Origin of the sequence: Streptomyces tauricus (assembly GCF_014650955.1) — a bacterium.
Lineage (GTDB): Bacteria > Actinomycetota > Actinomycetes > Streptomycetales > Streptomycetaceae > Streptomyces > Streptomyces tauricus.
On the sequence record NZ_BMVY01000065.1, the window covers coordinates 1 to 17,937 of the forward strand.

General features: G+C 69.5%; 20 protein-coding genes and 3 pseudogenes. 12 read left to right on the plus strand and 11 right to left on the minus strand.

Annotation, left to right across the window (positions count from 1 at the left end):
- Nucleotides 1–266: 266 nt before the first annotated feature.
- Nucleotides 267–620 (minus strand): STAS domain-containing protein, encoded by a 354-nt coding sequence (locus tag IE278_RS40575; protein WP_246571701.1) that lies wholly within the window; start codon nucleotides 618–620, stop codon nucleotides 267–269.
- Between the two features lie 179 nt (nucleotides 621–799).
- Between IE278_RS40575 and IE278_RS40580 the strand changes: the two genes are divergently transcribed.
- The 3 genes from IE278_RS40580 to IE278_RS40590 all read left to right on the plus strand — a co-directional run bounded on the left by IE278_RS40580 (nucleotide 800) and on the right by IE278_RS40590 (nucleotide 2,944).
- Nucleotides 800–1,276 (plus strand): ATP-binding protein, encoded by a 477-nt coding sequence (locus tag IE278_RS40580; protein WP_246571704.1) that lies wholly within the window; start codon nucleotides 800–802, stop codon nucleotides 1,274–1,276.
- Nucleotides 1,277–1,789: 513 nt separating this feature from the next.
- A complete protein-coding gene (locus IE278_RS40585; protein WP_189780048.1) occupies nucleotides 1,790–2,164 on the plus strand; it encodes a VOC family protein in 375 nt (124 codons plus the stop codon).
- A gap of 180 nt (nucleotides 2,165–2,344) precedes the next feature.
- The gene (locus tag IE278_RS40590) at nucleotides 2,345–2,944 is read left to right on the plus strand and encodes a LexA family protein (protein ID WP_189780049.1); all 600 of its coding nucleotides are present in this window, start codon (nucleotides 2,345–2,347) and stop codon (nucleotides 2,942–2,944) included.
- Here IE278_RS40590 and IE278_RS40595 read toward each other — a convergent pair.
- A complete protein-coding gene (locus IE278_RS40595) occupies nucleotides 2,917–3,123 on the minus strand; it encodes a replication-relaxation family protein (RefSeq protein ID WP_189780050.1) in 207 nt (68 codons plus the stop codon). The two genes, IE278_RS40590 and IE278_RS40595, sit on opposite strands and share 28 nt — an antisense overlap.
- Nucleotides 3,124–3,346: 223 nt before the next feature.
- Between IE278_RS40595 and IE278_RS43380 the strand changes: the two genes are divergently transcribed.
- Together IE278_RS43380 and IE278_RS40600 are read left to right on the plus strand one after the other, a co-directional pair.
- Nucleotides 3,347–3,652 (plus strand): DUF6221 family protein, encoded by a 306-nt coding sequence (locus IE278_RS43380; RefSeq protein ID WP_373312240.1) that lies wholly within the window; start codon nucleotides 3,347–3,349, stop codon nucleotides 3,650–3,652.
- 733 nt (nucleotides 3,653–4,385) lie between these two features.
- Complete coding sequence (locus tag IE278_RS40600; RefSeq protein ID WP_246571707.1) at nucleotides 4,386–5,540, plus strand: oxygenase MpaB family protein; 1,155 nt, start codon at nucleotides 4,386–4,388, stop codon at nucleotides 5,538–5,540.
- A gap of 307 nt (nucleotides 5,541–5,847) precedes the next feature.
- Here the strand turns inward: IE278_RS40600 and IE278_RS40605 are convergent, their stop codons facing one another.
- The 7 genes and pseudogenes from IE278_RS40605 to IE278_RS40630 form a co-directional block, all read right to left on the minus strand.
- The gene (locus IE278_RS40605) at nucleotides 5,848–6,579 is read right to left on the minus strand and encodes a GAF and ANTAR domain-containing protein (RefSeq protein ID WP_189780051.1); all 732 of its coding nucleotides are present in this window, start codon (nucleotides 6,577–6,579) and stop codon (nucleotides 5,848–5,850) included.
- A gap of 155 nt (nucleotides 6,580–6,734) precedes the next feature.
- The gene (locus IE278_RS40610; RefSeq protein WP_189780052.1) at nucleotides 6,735–7,478 is read right to left on the minus strand and encodes a GAF and ANTAR domain-containing protein; all 744 of its coding nucleotides are present in this window, start codon (nucleotides 7,476–7,478) and stop codon (nucleotides 6,735–6,737) included.
- Nucleotides 7,479–7,480: 2 nt separating this feature from the next.
- Nucleotides 7,481–8,266 (minus strand): ANTAR domain-containing protein, encoded by a 786-nt coding sequence (locus tag IE278_RS40615; RefSeq protein WP_189780053.1) that lies wholly within the window; start codon nucleotides 8,264–8,266, stop codon nucleotides 7,481–7,483.
- A 269-nt stretch (nucleotides 8,267–8,535) separates the two neighbouring features.
- Nucleotides 8,536–8,772, minus strand: a pseudogene (locus IE278_RS40620) (IS5/IS1182 family transposase); the annotation flags it as partial.
- A gap of 97 nt (nucleotides 8,773–8,869) precedes the next feature.
- Nucleotides 8,870–8,956, minus strand: a complete 87-nt coding sequence (locus IE278_RS43485; RefSeq protein ID WP_506417405.1) for a hypothetical protein — start codon at nucleotides 8,954–8,956, stop codon at nucleotides 8,870–8,872.
- A gap of 343 nt (nucleotides 8,957–9,299) precedes the next feature.
- Nucleotides 9,300–10,220 carry an NADP-dependent oxidoreductase gene (locus tag IE278_RS40625; RefSeq protein WP_189780055.1) on the minus strand — a complete coding sequence of 307 codons (921 nt, stop codon included), beginning with the start codon at nucleotides 10,218–10,220 and terminating at the stop codon, nucleotides 9,300–9,302.
- A gap of 85 nt (nucleotides 10,221–10,305) precedes the next feature.
- Entirely contained in the window at nucleotides 10,306–10,944 is a 639-nt protein-coding gene (locus tag IE278_RS40630) for an HD domain-containing protein (protein ID WP_189780056.1), read from the minus strand.
- A gap of 135 nt (nucleotides 10,945–11,079) precedes the next feature.
- On the opposite strand from IE278_RS40630, the gene IE278_RS40635 reads away from it, so the two are divergent.
- The 5 genes and pseudogenes from IE278_RS40635 (at nucleotide 11,080) to IE278_RS40660 (ending at nucleotide 14,604) form a co-directional block, all read left to right on the plus strand.
- Nucleotides 11,080–12,054, plus strand: a complete 975-nt coding sequence (locus IE278_RS40635) for a GlxA family transcriptional regulator (RefSeq protein ID WP_189780057.1) — start codon at nucleotides 11,080–11,082, stop codon at nucleotides 12,052–12,054.
- Between the two features lie 67 nt (nucleotides 12,055–12,121).
- Complete coding sequence (locus tag IE278_RS40640; RefSeq protein ID WP_189780058.1) at nucleotides 12,122–12,931, plus strand: cyanobactin maturation protease PatG family protein; 810 nt, start codon at nucleotides 12,122–12,124, stop codon at nucleotides 12,929–12,931.
- The gene (locus tag IE278_RS40645) at nucleotides 12,931–13,164 is read left to right on the plus strand and encodes a hypothetical protein (protein ID WP_189780059.1); all 234 of its coding nucleotides are present in this window, start codon (nucleotides 12,931–12,933) and stop codon (nucleotides 13,162–13,164) included. Before IE278_RS40640 ends, IE278_RS40645 begins: the two co-directional genes overlap by 1 nt.
- Before the next feature lie 56 nt (nucleotides 13,165–13,220).
- Nucleotides 13,221–14,296 (plus strand): annotated as a pseudogene (locus IE278_RS42790) (S8 family serine peptidase).
- Complete coding sequence (locus tag IE278_RS40660) at nucleotides 14,287–14,604, plus strand: hypothetical protein (RefSeq protein ID WP_189780062.1); 318 nt, start codon at nucleotides 14,287–14,289, stop codon at nucleotides 14,602–14,604. The pseudogene IE278_RS42790 and the gene IE278_RS40660 overlap by 10 nt, the downstream one beginning before the upstream one ends.
- Nucleotides 14,605–14,630: 26 nt before the next feature.
- On the opposite strand, the pseudogene IE278_RS43385 reads toward IE278_RS40660, so the two are convergent.
- A pseudogene (locus tag IE278_RS43385) lies at nucleotides 14,631–14,848 on the minus strand (DUF6207 family protein).
- A gap of 159 nt (nucleotides 14,849–15,007) precedes the next feature.
- Nucleotides 15,008–15,373, minus strand: coding sequence for an STAS domain-containing protein (locus IE278_RS40665; RefSeq protein WP_189780063.1), 366 nt, complete (start codon nucleotides 15,371–15,373; stop codon nucleotides 15,008–15,010).
- A 181-nt stretch (nucleotides 15,374–15,554) separates the two neighbouring features.
- Between IE278_RS40665 and IE278_RS40670 the strand changes: the two genes are divergently transcribed.
- Entirely contained in the window at nucleotides 15,555–16,034 is a 480-nt protein-coding gene (locus IE278_RS40670; RefSeq protein WP_373312239.1) for an ATP-binding protein, read from the plus strand.
- A 220-nt stretch (nucleotides 16,035–16,254) separates the two neighbouring features.
- The gene (locus tag IE278_RS40675; RefSeq protein ID WP_189780065.1) at nucleotides 16,255–17,769 is read left to right on the plus strand and encodes a replication-relaxation family protein; all 1,515 of its coding nucleotides are present in this window, start codon (nucleotides 16,255–16,257) and stop codon (nucleotides 17,767–17,769) included.
- The last annotated feature ends 168 nt before the right edge of the window (nucleotides 17,770–17,937 follow it).

Sequence of the window (17,937 nt, forward strand, 5' to 3'; positions counted from 1 at the left end):
CTACGACCAACCCGCCTCACCGTCAACCCACACCACCGCCGGATTTAACGAACTACCGGTAACGTCCGCATGAGGGTGCGCCCCTTCCAGAGCGGACACGGCGGACCTCGCCAGGCGTCCGGCGTGCAGCCCGACGATGCACCCGCCCCGCAGGGCGGGGCTGCGCACGGTGGTGGTGAGCATCGGCTCGGGCAAGGTCCACGTCACCGGCCATGCCTTCCCTGCGGCTGCTGCGTCATCTGGGTGGAACAGACGGGCCGGGTGGGTCAGGCGGTGAGGGCTTGTTCGAGGCTGGGGTGGCAGTCGATGAGGGCGTCGAGTCCGACCAGGTGCAGGATGCGTTCGACGGGGGGTGAGGGGGCGGCGATGCGCAGCCATCCTCCGGCACTGTTCACCGCGTGGTAGGCGGTGATGAGGGCGTTGATGCCGGTGGAGTCCATGAAGGTGACGCCGCTGAGGTCGGCGATGATGCGCGGCGGCTGGGTGCCGGGTTCGACGTGCAGGGCCGTGCTGAGCTGGGGGCAGACGTCGTCGTCGATCTCGCCTCGGACCGTGAGGACGCGGATGCCGTCCTGGGTGCGGCCTTCGATGGAGAGCCCATTGGCGTGGATGGTGGTCACCGTCTCTTTAAACTGTTGCACTGGCTTAGCCTGCCGGGGGCTGTACGGCGATTGTGCCCTGGCTCGCGGCTGAACATTCGAATGGGTGACGGGCACCCTGCATGCAGATGGGCAGGCCGCAAGCGGGTACTCGCGGTTGCTCACCCAAAGTTTATGAGGGCATGAGGGGACGAAGGAAGTTGGCATTTCAGGGCGACGGTGACGGCGGTGGCCGTACGCCGCCCGGATCCCGTCTCATACGGGCCGGTTATGCCCTGGACGGGGCGGACGGCTGCATCTCCCAGGCCCGCCACCACGCGCTGGCCTTCCTGGAGCGGGCTGTCACCGACCACCTTCTGATGGTGCCGGCGCGGGCGAGGGATCTCACCCAGCTCGTCGTCAGCGAGCTGGTCACTAACGCGCTCAAGTACGCGCCGGGCCCGGTGTTGATGGAGCTGGGCATCACGGTGGAGCGGGTTGAGGTGACCGCGTGGGACAGCGCGCCGGTGATGCCGGTGGCCCACACGGCTGATCCGGACCGCATCGGCCAGCACGGTCTGGAGATCGTCGAGGCCGTGAGCGAGGACCTGGCGGTGTGGCAGGAACCGGTCGGCAAACGCGTCACCGCCCGCATCACCTTGCCCGACCCCCTCGTCCACGCCGGGGCCGACAGCTGAACTGAAGGTAGGGACGCAGGTCCTTGCCGGCGGTTCTGCGGTACGGCGTGCCGGAGCCGTCACTGGCGGCGGGTGCAGCGCCACAACGAGGTCTGCCGGCGGGTCGTTGACCGGAGTGTGGATCTGATCAGGGGCGGGATCGTGTGGGGGCAGGACCGGTGTCCGGTGTGCGGGTTGCCGGTGTCGGTGCGCAAGCGGACGGATGCGGTGTACTGCTCGCCGAAGTGCCGTACGAGGGCCTGGAGACTGCGCCGCGAGGTCGCAGGCGGTGGCCGGTGACGTGGCTGCGACCGTTGCCATACGTGTCACGGCGTGACGGCTATCCCTCACGCAGGCGTCCCCGGCCATGACCTCGGGGAACGAGGTGCCGCGCGGTCATGCAGCACCGCTCGGCCTTCGGCCACGTCACACGCTGCCGGTTCGGCTTCGCCGCCGTCTCGCGTGCGGAGGGGTTCCTCGCTCAAGACGGTGCCCCGATGCGTGAGGGCGAGTGGCGGGGCAAGGCGGTAAAGCATGACGACCACGCTTGGTGCTTTCGTTCTCGGCACTCCTGATCCTCCCGCGCTCGCCGACTTCTACCGGGCTCTGCTCGGCTGGCAGGAAGTCGAGCGCAAGCCGGAGTGGGTCCGGTTGAAGGACCCAGAACAAGAACGCCCCGGTCTCAGCTTCCAGTTGGAGACCGATCACGCTGCTCCCATGTGGCCGCAGCGCCCGGGCACGCAGCAGATGCAGGCGCATCTGGACCTGCAAGTCGATGACCTGGAGGCGGAGACGGAACGGGCTTGTGCCTTGGGCGCGACACTGGAGGAGTATCAGCCTCAGAAGGACGTGCGGGTCCTGCGCGACCCTCATGGTCATCCGTTCTGCTTTTTCCTACCGGGTGACTGAACACTGCTGGCTCAGGAGCGGCGTTCAGGTACCCGTGCCCCGAGAATCTGCGCACACCGGAAACGGGCAGGAGTTCGTGGCGCAGTTGTATGACCGTTGCAACTGGACACGGCAGGGCCGGACATCGGCCGCGCGTGCGCAACTGCGCATTTATGCACGCGCTCTGGAGAGGGCTGCGCGGTGAACCGACGGCCTGCGCATCTGAGCGAGCGGAAGGAGCAGATCCTGGCCTGCATCCGCCGGTCGATCGTGGACCGTGGGGAGGGCCCGACCATGGCGGAGATCGGTGTGGCGGTCGGATTGCGCAGCAAGGGGACGGTCGCCTACCACCTGCACCATCTGGAAGAGCGCGGTGTGCTGGTCCGCGACGGGTACGGCTGGCGCTCCTGCCGCCTGGCGCGGTGCCCCCTGCAGGCGTCTGCCAGGTGGCGTGACCAGGGATGCGCCGTGCAAATCCAACCTGCGCCTTTGGTCTGCGCCACCCTGCGTCCTGCATGGTCGGGTCGGTGGTACGAGGTCATGGTCGGGCTTGCGGCAGCAGTGAGCCCCCGGGGGCTCAAGCAATCACCGGGGGCTCGCGTACGCATTTCACGGGGAATGGGAAATACGCTTCGCCGACTTCAACGGCGCTCCCTGCGCCCCGGTCACGGCCTGCCCGCCCTCGCCTGGCTGCCGGCAGGTTCCGTGGTGGCCGCGGGGCGCTTCTTCCCAGTGCCAGCCGTAGGCGGCCATGCCCTCCCGCGTCCACTCAATCATCGGCCGCGAGCCCTCGTCGCCTGAGGCAGGGTGACGCGGTCGACCAGCCCCTCGGAGCGGAACTTGGCCAGTTGCCGCCGAGTCTGCTCGATCCGCACCCCAGGGGCGGTGAGCAGGTGCAGCTGCTCCGTCGTCGCCATCCGGTACTGCACAAGCACGGCCAGGGCCAGCCGGTCTCCGCCGCCCGCGTCCACATTCACCATCGCCCGTACCTCCGCAGTCAGGCAGCGCCTGCCTGGCTGCGGGTGTCACATTCCTGGCGTGCATCGGGGCATTGGGGCGCCGTTTCGCCGCCTGCGCGTCGGCGCCGCCTCCGCGCCAGGGAGCCGGACATAGCCCTGTCGTCTGGGGCCTTGTGGTGGGAGCATCGGAGTACTCCGTGCGATGAGGGGGCGAGCTGAACTCATGCCTGTGGTCACCAGCCTGATGTCGTTCCTCCAGGACCGGTGGGACGAAGAGCAGCGTGACGCCGCGCTGTTCCACGAACTCGACTGCCCTGGCCCTCCGCGGACCGGACGCGTCAGCCACTGCTGCTGCCCCTGCCCTGCACAGATCTTGGACCGGCTCACCACCCACCGGCGGATCGTGCGGGACTGCGAACAGCGCATCAGACGGGAGCAGAACCAGGGCTTGCACGGGTCTGTGGACTCAAGCCGCGCCTTTCGGATCATGAAAGCCTTCGCACTGCCTTACGAACTGCACCCCGGATGGCAAGACACCTGGTATCCCTGACGCCACCGACGCGCGAGACGCACAACCTCCATGCTCCGCACCACGGCGGGGAGGGCTTCGGGGGATCGGGCGCCCGCCGTCTGCTCGCGCGCGTCGGCACGGCGCGCGTGGCCGGCTCCTGGTGCCGGGCAGCAGGGAGGCCATGGGGGAGGGCAACGGGTACGGCATAGGGGAGGACATCGGGTAGCCCGCCTGTCTCAGGTGTTGCCGATTCCTGCAGGTCACCTTCTTTGCCGGCGGGGTCGGAGGCGGACAACCCCTCAGCGCGCCCCTTTGCCGCTCCGTCCAGCGAGGAGAAATGGGAAGGGACAGGCGGGCGCGGGGTGCGCTTTTTTCCTGGCTGTCCACCCGGCGGAGAATGACCAGCCTGTCCATGGATGACCGGGCTGCCCGCAGCGAGTAGACCTGCGACCGCCGCACCCGCCGCTTGGGCGAGGGTGGTGGTGCGGGCGACATGCGGTCCTTGCGTGCTTGATGCTGGCCAGGCGGGTGAGCCGGGCGCATATGGCGGATTTCTGTGCGCTCTCGTATGCGCGGATACGCCCCTGAGGAACACGAAAGGGGCATCGCGGGATGCGGTCGACCCGGAGGAGGATCTCTGGTGGTGATCTTGACCTGCCCGGGGGCGGTGCGTTCCGCCTCAGGGGGATGCAGGTGACAGGCCTGCTGCTGTTCAGTGCTGGGACGTAGTGGGCGGATCCCTTCACCCGAGCGATGACGAAGGAGCCCCACCGTGGCCTTGACGACCGCCAACGTGGCAGCCGAGCTGGAGAGCGCGAGCAAGGTAGGTGACCCGGCCGCCGACACACTGGTGTCCGACCTGATCGACAACGAGGAAGTCGACGGAGTCAACCAGCTGTTCCGCACCATCGGCACCCTGGGACCCGGCCAGGACCTCTCCCAACTGCCCGAGCGCCTCGCGCAGTTCCTGCACGAGGCGCAGGCCCCGCCGCCGGACTGGAGCGAGGCCGATATCGCGGCGGCGGAGGGCTTCTTCGGCCATCACCACGGTGAGGCGTCCATGCTCCAGGGCACCGTCGGACTGATCGGCACCTACCTCTCGCCCACCGGCGCCTACACCCTGCGCTCCACCGGCCGCCTGGGAGGGGTGAACGGACCGGGCCGCCGGCTGTCGCAGTCCTCACGCCTGTTCCTCGGCATGGGCAAGGCCGGCGCACTGCGCGACGGCACGCTCGCCGCGACCGTCACCAAAGTCCGCCTGGTGCACGCCTCGGTACGGCAGTTGCACAAGAAGAGCGGCGAGTGGGACTACGCCACCTGGGGCGAACCGGTCTCCCAGAAGTACACCACCGGCGCCGCCTGCATCTTCAGCACCCAGATCCTGCAGGGGATGAAGAATCTGGGCCTGCACGTCTCCGCGGACGACGCCCACGGGTTCATCTGCGCCTGGCACTACATCGACCACTACCTCGGCACCCTGGAGAAGTGGCTGCTGCCCAAGAACGCCGGCCAGGTCGAAAGCCTGTGGAACCAGGAACGGGACAAGGAGTGGAAGAAGACCGACGACGGTGTGTTCATGACGGCGCAGGCCGTCAAGTTCTACCGTGACCTGCTCAAGCCCGGCACCAGTGACGCTTACCTCGCTCTGACGCGGGTGGCACTCACCGACAAGTACGCCGACATGGCCGGCCTGCCCCGCAGCCCCCTCGACCTCGCGGGCCAGCCCCTGGCCGCCGGCCACGGACTCGTCAGCAACACAGCCGGCGGCCTGTTCGGCGGCGCGGCCAAGAAGACCGTCGGCATCAACCCGTACAAGGATGCCATCGGTGTGGCTTCCAAGGCGTTCAACGAGATCGAGAACTACGCCCTGACGCACGGACAGGACGACCAGCCCCAGATGCATCAGGAACTGCACGACGACCGGTGAACCTGCAGCAGTTCGATCCCTGACCTGTACAAGCCGCCGAGGGGGAGGTATGACGGGCGTATTCTGCCCGCCGCGTCCGGTCCGGGCGGGCACGGCCAGTATGGCGGCTGTCACCATCAAGTGACGGTGTCGGCGTACACGCGATCGTGCAGGTCTCTCACGCCCGACCAGGGCCCGTCACACGGGTGATCAACCGGCGGTAGCAGCGAGCCCTCGGGGGTACTGCCGGCACCGGGGGCTCGTGTACGCATTTCGCGGGGGACGGGAATTGCGTTTCGCCGTCTCAACGACGCTGCCTGGCCTCCGGTCACGGTTGGCCGGGCGGGGTGTCGCGGTCTTCCTCCAGGCGGAGCCGTCCCGCGAGGATGTCGTCGGCGATGTCCTTGAGGAGTTGCTGGTGGCTGAAGGCGTGGGCGCGCATGCGGGCCAGGGCTTCAGCGACGGGGACGTTGCCGGTTTCGGCGGCGGCGCCGGCTGCCTGGTGCACGACGGGCGGATAGCCCGCCGGGCCCGTTTCCGGGACTGCCTGTTCCCAGCCGATCAGTACGGGGTGGGCGTCCAGGGCCAGCAGTGCCAGGATCCGGCCGTACGCCGTGAGCCTGGCCCGGTCCGCCGTACCGAGTGGGAAGGGGGTGGTGTGGTAGATGTCCATGGCGCCGACCGGGACACCGTCACCGACCAGCAGCGGCACGGCCACCACCGTGTGGATGCCGAGTTCAGCGGCCGTCCGCATGAACACGGGCCATGGCCCGCCGGCAGGCTGGACGTCCGCTTCGACGATCCGGCGCTGCAGATAGGCTGCGGTGCACGGGCCTTCCCCCGCCACCAGCTGTGCGTCCTCCAGCCGGTAGCTGCGCTCGTCAGAGGCATGGGCCACGGTCCTGATCTGCCCTGAGGCGATCAGGCTGACGCCCAGACCGTCCGCACCCGTATCCTCCACGCACGCCGCCACGGCGGACGGCAACGCCACCGGCCGGCCGGCGGCACCCGCCACCTCAACGACACGCTTCCACGCCGCGGTGTCCTGCCGCACATCCATGACACAGCCCCAATTGCCTGCCCGGAGCGCGGCCAGGCCACCCGCACTTCACCAGTGAAAACAGCGTAGACCCCCGCAGCGGCAACGGGCAGAGGGCCCCGCACCCGCTCACGGTTTCGGGGGAATACTGCTGTGCCGGCATTACGCGCGGGCGCTTACGGCCTGTCGGGGCTGCCGGTGGGGGTGATGTCGCCGTCGAAGGTGTCGTCGATGATCTGCCGGGCGAGGTCGGTCAGGAGCAGGTGACGGGGGCGGGCGTAGGCGCGCATGGTGTCGAAGGTGTCGTCCATGCTGAGGTTGTGGCGTTCGGAGAGGATGCCCTTGGCCTGTTCGATGACGACACGGCTGGTCAGAGCAGCCTGCAGCTGTGCCTTTTCGAGGTGACTGTGTTCAATGCTGCGCTGCTGGAGAATGGCGATGGTGGCGACGTCGGCGACGGCCTGGCCGACCTGGACATCCGTGTCGCTCAGGCGGCGCAGGCGGGAGCCGAAGAGGTTGACGGCTCCGACGACCTGGTGGCGCAGTTTCATCGGCAGTGCGTGGGTGACCGTGAAACCGGCCGCCCGGGCGCGGGCCGCGAAGGGGCCAAAGCCCACGGTGGCGGCACTGGAGGTGAGGCTGATGTTCAGCTGCGCCTGGCCGCTCTGGTAGCAGCGGACACACGGCCCCTGATCGTGCTGGAGAGCGAACAGCTCCAGCAGGCGGGTTTTCTCGTCGGAAGCGGCGACCAGCTGGAATTCGCCGTGCTGATCGACGACCATCACCCCGGCCGCGTCGACATCCAGGAGCTCCACACACCTGGTGGACAGGCGGTGCAGGAACTCGATGAGATCGAAGTCATCGGTGAGCGTGTCCACCGCCTCCACCAGGACATCCAGTACACGTTGCTGATTTGTCATCATTAATCAGTCCCTGTTCCGGACGGGGCGGACGTCCCGTCACGATTGTCCCGGAAATGCAGTCGCCGGGCGACCACGTCCTCAGCCGTTGCGAGCAGTGGTCGTTCGGTGCGGTAGGCGTGCGCGCGCAGGATGGCCATCGCCACGGGCAGCGGGACGCCAGCCTGGACGCTGATCATGCCGGTGGCCTGATGGACAGCAGCACGGTGCAGCACCGTATGCGGCTCCGCCAGAGCGAAGGAGGCCCGCTGCCCGTCATGGCGGATCACTGCCGCAGTGATGGCAGCCGCCAGGATGAGCGCATCGTTCATCTGGACAGGGCCCAGCGGGCCGGGGACAGCACGCTGGACGGTGAACACGCCGAGACAGACAGCCCCCAAGTTCAGGGGGAAGCAGAACAGAGCCCCCACGCCGAGCTGCTGGGCTTCGGGCAGGAACGCCGGCCACCTGCCCGCATCGGCACCCTGCACATCCGGGACCCCGACCAGAGTGCGATGGCGGTAGGCATCAAAGGCCGGCCCCTCACCCAGGGTGCACTGCACCTCGTCCAGCGCGGCACTGCGGCCCGGGGTCGACCACACCAGCTCCGTCGCCCCGTCGGTTGCCAGCGACACCGCGACCCCGTCCACACCCAGCACCTGCGCACACCGCGCCGGGTCACCCCCCAAAAGACCCGACCCGCTCCCGTCCGGAAGCTCACGCAGAATGCGGGCCAGAACCGCACTCACATCCACCACACCACCGCTTCCCCACCCAGCACAGAAGCGCCACCCCAGGCGAGCAGCCATCCGAATTATCCTATTCCAGTACTCTCAGGCAAGCTGCCCGAACAGGAACAACGCCGGAGCACCGCCCTCTGACCGAGGCAGATCCAGTTCGTTCGCTCAACGGGCTGTACCAGCCACCCGGCACGCCCGCGACGAGCCTCCCCACAGCCCGCACGTTCCATCCTCTACTTGTCCGGCGTCCCGCGGTACCGGGCGATAACGATCGCGCGTCAGCAATAGGCCTTGTCCGCCAGCACCACGTCCGGCCTGGTGCGAGGGCGCCCGCGCTACCGGGGAACACGCAGGCGGGCCATGACGTCGGTGAACGCCGTTGCTTCGCCTGCTTGTTCGGCGGTGAGAACGAACGCGAGAGGGCGGCAGCAGGCACCGGCAGCCAGATGGATATCGGCCGTCAGCCCACCACGTGACCGGCCAATGGCGCAGTCGCCGGGCTCGTCGGCCAGGGCCCCTTTTCGCGGCCCGGCCGCATACTGGTGAGCTCGCACGAACGTGGAGTCCAGCGAGACGGCCCAGTCGAGGTCCTCATCGGCGTCGGCCTGTGCCATCCAGCGCAGTGAACACCCGCCCTCAGGTGCCGCCGACGGCCCGCATCCGCAGCCGGTTTTAGACGCCGCGCCAGTTGCCGTACTTCTCCGGCACGTGGACCCACGGCGTTCCGGTCTGGAACTTGAAGGCGATCGCGTCAATCACCTCACGATGATCCCGTCACCGGCCACCCCGCTTCCGCGTGCGATCCGGGAGTAACGGCTCGATCCGAGCCCACTGCGCGTCTGTTAACGGCACACCCGGATCAACGACCGACTGATTCAAACGAAATTGCCTAGTGCTGCGCCTGCGGCACCGCAGCACCTTCCCGCGCAGGCACGAAGGCAACGCCCGGCTCTGGGGCCTCAGCACCGGCCGCCGCACCTTCACGGTCTCCTACCCGAGCCCGTCCCCGTCGCGATGGTTCAGGAGCTCCCGGTACCGCCCGGGCAGCCGCACGCGATTGCCGGGTCGTGAAAGGCGGCAGACGGCGGCGGGCGGGCCGGTCTCAGTCCTCCGCCACGCGAATGATCGTGCGGCCGGGGACACGCTCGCGTGAGACGAAGGCGTCGGGGGCCTCGGTCAGTGGGCGTACTGCGCCGACGCGTACCCGCAGCCGGCCGTCCCGCACGCGCTGGGTCAGGTCGGCGAGGCGGGCGCGGTCGGGTTCGACCACGAAGAAGACGGCTCGGCCGTCGGCGGGGCGCACGGTGGGCTGGTGGGCGATGCTGACGAGGGTGCCACCGGGTCGTACGAGGGCGGCCGAGCGGTCCAGGACGTCGCCGCCGATGACGTCGAACACGACGTCGGCCTGGCCCGCCTCCTCCCACTTGTCGGCTTCCAGGTCCAGGAACGTGTGCGCGCCCAGTTCGAGGGCCGTGTCCCGGTCGGCGGCCCGGCCCGTGCCGACCACGCGGGCGCCCACCTCGTGCGCGAGCTGGACGGCGATCGAGCCGACGCCGCCGGCGCCACCGTGGATCAGGACGGTCTGGCCGGTGGTGAGGCGGGCGTGGTCGAACAGGCCCTGCCAGGCGGTCAGGCCGGAGATCGGCAGGGCTGCGGCCACCGTGTGGTCGACGTCGGCGGGGAGCGGGGCGAGGTTGCGGGCTTCCACGGCGACGTACTCGGCGAGCGAGCCGTCGCGGGTCCAGTCGACCAGTCCGAAGACGCGCTGCCCGATGGTGAGGCCGGTCGTTCCGTAGCCGAGTTCCGTCACCACCCCCGAGACCTCGTGGCCGGGCACGCTCGGGGTGCGGTCGCGGCCGGCGCGGTCGGTCCAGGTCGCGGGCCAGTCGAGCTCGCCCCGGGTGAAGCCTGCGGCGTGCACGCGCAGGATGACGTCGTTCTCGGCGGCATGGGGAGGGGGAAGCTCTTCGAGGGTCAGCCCTGTGACTCCGGCCTCGCGGTCCCGGACAGTAATGGCTCGCACGGGTGTTCCTTTCTCGGTGCAGGTTGGGCGATGAATTCGGGACGTCGGCCGATGTCGGTGTGCGGCCGCTCCCTTGCTTTCCTGGTCAGCGCGGCCAGGGAGCTTGGAGGACGCGCTCCACCATGGACGTACGGCGATAACCGGGAACGAAGTGTTCCAGGACGTCCGCGTTGACGGTTCCGTAGGCGGTGTCCGGGCGGTCTTTGAGACCGTCGACGAATGCCTGCAGGAATTCCTTCTTGAAATCGCCTCGCGGATGCGCCGCGACGATCTCGTCCGTCCGGTCCCGTTCCAGCTCCTCCAGCCCCCAGCCGACCGCGTCGGTCAGGACGCCGTAGTTCGTGGCGGCGACCTCGGGCTCCATCCGGCCCGGGATCCCGGGCGTCGTGTGCAGGGCGATCGCCCGCCAGACCAGCTCGGCGGCGCCCGTCGAGAACCCGCGCTCCAGCAGGAACGTCCGCGCGTGGTCGGCGCCGTCCAGCTCGAATCGCTGCTGCGCGTCGCGGAACGGGATCAGAAGGCCCACGTCGTGGAACATCGCCGAGACGTAGAGCAGCTCGGGATCGGGCCGCAGGGCCCTGGCACGCGCGTGGAGGGAGGCGAAGAGAAACACCCGCCGCGAGTGGTGGAAGATCAAAGGAGTGGTCCTCTCCCGCAGAAACTCCGTGGCCTCTGCGACGGCCGGGATCCCGGGTATTTCCACCCCTGCGATGATGTCGGTCATGATGTCCGCGCTTTCCGATGCGATGTATGACGAGTGGACTGTGCGCCCGTTCTCCACAGTGCCGACGTTGCCGCCCGCGGCGCCGCCCCGGTCCGGCCATGACCCACTCGAATCCGGTCATCCCAGGGTGGGCCCGTGAGCTCCACTCCGCACCGCGTGGCGATCCTGGTCTACGACGGGGTCAAGCTGCTGGACGTCGTCGGCCCGGCCGAGGTTTTCGGGGAGGCGAATGTGCTGGGCGCCGACTACCGGATCACCCTGCTGTCGACGACGGGTGCCGACATCACCTCGTCGGTCGGCATGCGCATCGCCGTCAACGGCAGCGCCGCCACGCAGACGGCCCCCGACACGCTCCTGGTGCCGGGTGGGGCCATCTATCCCAGGACGCCGGTCACCCGCGACCTGGCCGAAGCGACGAGCAGCCTGGCGGCCCGTGCCGGCCGGGTCGCCTCCGTGTGCTCGGGTGCGTTCGTCCTCGGAGCGACAGGGCTGCTGGACGGCAGGCGGGCCACCACCCACTGGAAGATCGCCGGCGAACTCGCCGACCGGCACCCCAAAGCCCGCGTCGAGCCGGACGCCATCTATGTGCGCGACGGCACGCTGTACACCTCGGCGGGCGTCACCGCGGGCATCGCCCTCGCCCTCGCGCTCGTCGAGGAGGACCACGGCCCCGACGTCAGCCGGGAGGTGGCCCGTTCCCTGGTCGTCTACCTCCAGCGCGCGGGCGGCCAGTCACAGTTCTCCGCACCCCTGCAAGGCTCACCGCCCCGGTCACCCGCCCTGCGCAGAGTCGTCGACCTGGTCACCGCGGATCCCGCCGGCGACTACTCCCTCGCCGCCCTCGCCGGACGGCTCAACGTCAGTACCCGTCACCTCACCAGGCTGTTCCGGGAGGAACTGGACACCACGCCGGCCCGCTACGTCGAGTCCATCCGCTTCGACATCGCGAAGTCGTTTCTCGACCAGGGGCACACCGCCACCCGGGCGGCAGCCATGGCCGGCTTCCCGAGCTACGAGAGCCTGCGCCGCGTCTTCACCCGGGAGCTGTCCATCAGTCCCGCGGCCTACCAGCGCCGATTCGCCACCGCCCGCCGCGAGCAGGCCGGATAGCACGGCAAAGTGGGGCAACGCCCGGGCTAGGCAATTTCGTTTGGCTCAGCGGGCGGACCAGAGGAAGATGAGCGAGGCGCGGCGGGACACCTTCAAACAGCTCATGCCCGACGTCGAGGTGGACGACGGATCCCGGCCGGCCAACCCCTACGATCCGCGGCAGATGGTGGACGACCTGCGCGCTCACCCCTCCGAGGCGAAGCCGCTTATCTGGACACTCAACCTGGACCTGACACCCAGTTACGCGATCGAGCCGGTGGGCGGGTACGGACCGGGCGTGTACGAGCGGCTGGTGGAATTCCTGGACCGTCAGCTCAAGGCAGACGACGACACCGACTTCATCGACCGCATCTCGGTGCCAGGCACTCTGCCCGGGCGCACGGTGCGCCTGTTCAACGGGCAGAGTGTGCCGGTGATCGAGGTCAACCTCACCCGCGGCCTGTACGGGTGGTCGGTCGCCAGCCTGGCGCACGCCGTCACCCAGGAATGCCAGGTCCCCGCCCACAACAGGTCCGGCGCCGTCCCCGAGCAGGACCGCCTGGCCGACGCGGTGGCCGACTTCCTCCAGCGCATCTACTACGACCTGCGCAACTTCGGCGCCACCTCACGTGACCGCGCCCTGAACTTCGCCGCCACCAACGCCGTCCAGGCCCGCCAGACCCTGGCCGAATCCCTGGGCCGCGGCATGGCGCTGCAGAACATCGACGTCGAGAAGAGCCCCTACGGCCGCCCCGACAGCGACTGCTGGGACGTCAAGCTGCGCTTCTTCGACCCCGACAACAGCCGCCGCGCCAAGCGTGTCTACCGCTTCACCATCGACGTCAAGGACGTCCTGCCGGTCACCCTCGGCCCGGTCCGCAGCTGGCCCGAAGCCTGATGACGGACCATCCGCCCTGCGTCACGGTCCCCGCCACGGCCGAAGGGGCCGTGGCGGGATTCCCGCCGCAGGCACCACCCGTGCACCGCCGGCAGACCATCCCGGCGCACCCCACCGTCAGCCCCGACCGGCTCACCGCCCGGCGGATCCAGATGCTGCACGGCGCCGACCCCCACGCACCGGCCGCCCACCAACTGCCCAGCTACGCCCAGGCCCGGCTCTCCGCCCGGTGAACCCCGCCCGCCGCCCGCGCTGATCAGGAGCTCTGTCCCGATGGCACACCCGCACCGTGCCGACTGCCCGTACCCGGCAGCCGTCCACCTCCCGGGACCCGGCGGGGCCTCTGATCAGCCCGTCCCCACCGCACCGGCCACCGGACCCGAACAGCCCTGCCTGCCCCACGAGGCGGTGCCCGGCATCCACGACCTGTGGCAGCACACATGGGGCGACCCCCCACATCACCATCGGCGTCATCGACGGCACACCCGACCTCTCCCACCCCTGCCTGGCCGGCGCCGACGTGCACACCCGAACACCCTGGTGGCTGCCGCCCGCCGCGCCCGATACGAGCGCCCTCGAACACGGCACCTTCACGACCGGCGTGCTGGCCGGCCGGCACGGCAGCAACCTGCCGGGGCTGGCCCCCCACTGCCGGGTCGTCGCGCTGGCCCTGCCCGTCACCGAGCACACCGTGCCCGACCCGCTCTCGGCCGCCCACGCCGTCGAGGAACTCGTCGAAGCCGGCGCCGACATCATCCAGTACAGCCTCGCCCACCACACCGCTCCGGCGACACCGACGACATGCTCAAACGCTCCATCGCGCACGCCATCGACGCGGGTGTCCTGATCACCGCGCCCGCTGGCAACGACTACGGCCTGTGCGGCATCGCCCCCGCCATCCTGCCCGGCGTCCTTGCCGTGGGAGCCCACCGCACCGACGGCACCGTCTTCAGCTTCAGCAACCACGGCCCGCCCTACGACGGCCACGGCATCACCGCCCGCGGCGAAGCCGTCCTCGGCCCCACCCCCGGCGACGGCGGCACCAAAGCACGCAAGGGCACCTGCGTCGCGGCCACCCTCGTCACCGGCACCGCAGCCCTCCTCCTCAGCCTGCAACGCCACCTCGGACAGCGCCCCGACCCCTTGGCCGTACGCGACACCCTGCTGACCACCGCACACCCCTGCAGCCCGGCCCAGACCCACCACCAGCCAGGCCGCTGCCTCAACGGCATCCTCAACCTCCCCGCAGCAGAGGCCGTCTCGACTACGCGCGCGCCGTCGACCAGGAACTCGCCGGCCGCGGCATCCCGGCCGGCGCCGTCCGCGTGGACCGCGACGACCGGCGCGAGACAACGATGCGCCTGATCTTCACCTGGGACGCCTCCCGCTGCGCAGGGCCGGCAGGCATCCGGCTCGTATGGCACGACGACACCGGCTGGGCCCACAGCCTGCTGCGCCCCGATGCCGTCGGCGCGATCCCGCGCGGCCCGCTCACCGCACTGCACCGCGTCTACGCCACACCCGACGAGGTCGCTCAGGTGGCGGGCACACTCGTGTCCCGGCGCTTCCACCTCTACCACGGCGACCACCACCAGGAGTGGGAGCAGGCCTCACAGATGCGTGCCGCGATCGATACCTTCCACCTGACCATGAGGGGCAGCAGAGCGAGTTGACGAGACGCCTCGTGGCTGTGGCGTGTCTAGATGTCGGGTTCCTGGTGCAGGTCCACAAAGCAGCGCAGCCGTACGCCGGGTTCGCCGGGTTCCCTTGATTCCGGTCCTCGGGTGCGATGGCGCAGTGTGCGGCACGCAGGTGCTGGATGGCGAAGGCGGTTTGGTCGTCGGCGGCTGCGATTTCCACCACGGCCAGGCCGGGCCGGGCTACGTGTGCGTCGTTGATCGGTTTCATGCCCGGCATGACGTGGCGGCCGCGGTGCGGGGTTCTGCGGGCCGGGCGTCTTCACCCGACCGGGGCCGGCGGTCCGGGAACGTGCCTACGGCGCGGTCTGGTAGTCGACCGTCTCCTGCCCGCAGCCCGCAGCCCGCAGCCCGCAGCCCGAGGGGCCGCCGGAGGCGGTCAGCTCGTCAGGGCTTCTTCGAGGGTGGGGTGGCAGTCGATGAGCTCGTCGACGCCGACGATCTGCAGGACGCGCTGGACGGCTTCCTGAGCGCCGGCGATGCGCAGCCATCCCTGTGTGCTGTTCGCCTTCTGGTGGGCGGCGATGAGGATGTTGATGCCGCTGGAGTCCATGAAGGTCACGTCGTTGAGGTCGGCCACGATCCGCAGCGGTGTTGCATCGTCGGGGAAGGTCAGGGCGTTGCTGAGCAGGTGGGCAGCGGAATGGTCGATCTCTCCGTGCAGGGTGACCACCTGGATGCCGCTGGTGATGTGGTGGCCGGCCGACAGCTGGCCGGGTCGAGTTTCGCGGTGGATCTCTGTCACGGATTCCTCACCTGCGTTCACTGAGGAGCTGGGGCACCGACACGATAAGGCGTTGCGAACCTGCCCCGGTGCCGCGGGGTACAACCGTTCGCCTCCGGTCGGCGTCCCAGGGGACAGAGGACATGCGGGGGAGGGCGCGGGGTACGCGCACTGTGAGAGCGGGGAACAGATGGTGCAACTGGTGGGTCCGGCTTCCGAGGGGAAGGACGGTGTGCTGCCCGATAACGCTTCGATCCAGGAGAGGGTCGTCCTGGACAGTGACGGGCCCGTCGCTGCCGAGGCACGTCACCGCGCGGCCGGCTTCCTCGTCCGGGCCCTTGCGGAGCACGGCCTGCCGGTATCCGCGCGCACGATGGATGTGACCCGGCTGGTCGTCAGTGAACTGGTCACCAACGCCTACAAGTATGCGCCGGGCCCGGTGGTGATGCAGCTGCGCGTCGCCGGGGATCTGGTGGAAGTGGCGGTGTGGGACAGCGCTCCGGTCCTGCCGGTGCCCCGGGCTGCTGATGCGGGCAGAGTCGGGCAGCACGGCCTGGAGATCGTGAAGGCCCTCGCGCACAGTTTCGAAGTCCGGCAGGAGCCGGGCGGCAAACGCGTCACGGCCCGGATCGCTCTCCTGGACGATCCCCATGGGGACGTCAGCGGACCCCGCCCCCGGTAGCGGCTGACTGGCTGGGCGCGTCTCCAAGTCCCCTACCGGGTTTCCTACTGATCCCCCTACCAACTCCCCTACCGGCACCGTCGGTACGCTGCACACAGTTCACGCAGCTCAGACCCCTTATCGCGCCCCGCCCACCATCCACGGCAACCCTCTTCTCTCTCCTTTCCTGTTGCTGCTTGTTTGGTGGGGGATGTGTTGTCTGTGGGAGGTGGCAGGCTGGATGCGTTGTGATCAGAGGGTCCGGGCGGCGCGTGTGCTGTTGCGGCCCGGCGCGGCCGGTCCGCTCGCACCCGGCGGCGAGGAGTCGCCGGGTCACGAGGCGCGGTCAAGAGGAAAGCGGGAGGGCGGGTTCGGGGTGGGTGGTTCGAAGGCGTATCCGTACGGGTCGACGGCTGCGGTGCGCGGGCATGTCCTGGCAGCGCTCGGGGTGTTGAAGGTCGCGACGGCCGATCAGATCCACCGGCTGACCGCTCCGGGCCACAAGGACAACAAGGCGTTCCGTAACGCCCTGCTGGACTTGTCCCGGCACGGCCTGACCGTCTCGGCGGGCAGTGCGCGGGACGGGAACAAGCTGAGGGGACTGACCCCGCTCGGTTTGACCGCGGCAGCCGAAGTCCTGGGCCGCCCGGCCGGCGAGATGGGTTCCACCGCGTGCGGCGCTGCCCGCTCGGGCGCCCCGCACGCGATGGCCGTCAACGAGACCGTCATCGCCATCACCCGCACGGCCCCGGAGCCCACCCGCCCGGTACGCCGCACCACCGCCGGGGCGGTGCCTGCGGAGACAGCCGCCGCCGTCATTCCTGCCGCTCGGACGGGACTTCCGGCCGCGCCTGCCGCTCCGGCCGGGGTGGGGTCAGTGAGTTCGTGGTCGACGGAGGTGGCGATGGCGCTGCCCAGCGCGGGCCGTAACCGTGCCACCGTCCAGACGGACGCGGTGCTGTTCGCGCCGGGGGCGGGAGTGCCGGTGCTGCTGTTCGAGGTGGACAACTGCACCGAGTCCGCGGACGTGCTGGCGGTCAAGTTCGACCGCTACCGCCGTTTCTTCCGCCAGAAGACCAAGGACCACCAGGGCCGCGAACTCCCCGTATGGCGCGCCCTGTACCCGCCCACCTTCCGCGAGGGGCACCCACCGGTGGCCGTGGTGTTCAACCCCGGCATCCGCACCGGCGAGCAGGCGCTGAAGAACCGCATGAACCGCGTCCTGGACCTCACCCGGGAATTCTGGTCCGGCCGCTGGGAGCCCAGGGGCGGCCCGTCGGGGGAGCCTGCCGACGGGTACCGCGACTACAGCGACGCGATCCCGCTGCTGTTCACGACCCTGCCCTACCTCCAGGACGAGGGGCCGCTCGGAATGGTGTGGTGGCGATGCGGCCACCGCGAGTGGCAGACCCTCACCGACGCCCTCACCAACGGCGACGACATCGAGGCCTGGCACCGCCGTGACGAGGAACGCCGCCGCCGCAGGGAAGCCGAGCGGGAAGAAGCCGAGCGCGCCCGAACCCAAGAAGCCGAACACCGCAGGACTACCTGGGACAACAAACCGCAGGACCCCCAGCCGGTCCTCCCGGCCCCGCCCCCGTGTGAACGGTGCGGACGCCCCATCACCGGACCGTTCGGCGCCGACGACGCCTTCACCCCACCTGATGGCCGCCACTGTGCCAGCTGCCGAACCGACCTCCGCCAGCAGCCCATGACGCTGCGCCAGGCCCTGTTCGGCAAGCGCCCCGTCACGTAGCCGGCCACCGTGAACTGGGGGCCGGGTCCGGCAGTCCGGGTCCGGCCCGACGTCACGTCGGGGGAGACACCTATGGAGTGAGGGCCCAACGCCATGACGGGTGTTGGGCCCTAGGCAGTGTCTTCAAATGATCACCGCTGGTGGATCATGGTGTCGTGATACGTCGCC

Excerpts from the sequence above, each read along its gene's own strand:
- IE278_RS40605 (WP_189780051.1), bottom strand. The coding sequence starts at position 6,579 with ATGGATGTGCGGCAGGACACCGCGGCGTGGAAGCGTGTCGTTGAGGTG.
- IE278_RS43380 (WP_373312240.1), top strand. The coding sequence starts at position 3,347 with ATGTCGTTCCTCCAGGACCGGTGGGACGAAGAGCAGCGTGACGCCGCG.
- IE278_RS40675 (WP_189780065.1), top strand. The coding sequence starts at position 16,255 with ATGCGTTGTGATCAGAGGGTCCGGGCGGCGCGTGTGCTGTTGCGGCCC.
- IE278_RS40595 (WP_189780050.1), bottom strand. The coding sequence starts at position 3,123 with ATGGTGAATGTGGACGCGGGCGGCGGAGACCGGCTGGCCCTGGCCGTG.
- IE278_RS40585 (WP_189780048.1), top strand. The coding sequence starts at position 1,790 with ATGACGACCACGCTTGGTGCTTTCGTTCTCGGCACTCCTGATCCTCCC.
- IE278_RS40630 (WP_189780056.1), bottom strand. The coding sequence starts at position 10,944 with ATGACCGACATCATCGCAGGGGTGGAAATACCCGGGATCCCGGCCGTC.
- IE278_RS40640 (WP_189780058.1), top strand. The coding sequence starts at position 12,122 with ATGAGCGAGGCGCGGCGGGACACCTTCAAACAGCTCATGCCCGACGTC.
- IE278_RS40610 (WP_189780052.1), bottom strand. The coding sequence starts at position 7,478 with ATGACAAATCAGCAACGTGTACTGGATGTCCTGGTGGAGGCGGTGGAC.
- IE278_RS40645 (WP_189780059.1), top strand. The coding sequence starts at position 12,931 with ATGACGGACCATCCGCCCTGCGTCACGGTCCCCGCCACGGCCGAAGGG.
- IE278_RS40615 (WP_189780053.1), bottom strand. The coding sequence starts at position 8,266 with ATGGCTGCTCGCCTGGGGTGGCGCTTCTGTGCTGGGTGGGGAAGCGGT.
- IE278_RS40660 (WP_189780062.1), top strand. The coding sequence starts at position 14,287 with ATGCGCCTGATCTTCACCTGGGACGCCTCCCGCTGCGCAGGGCCGGCA.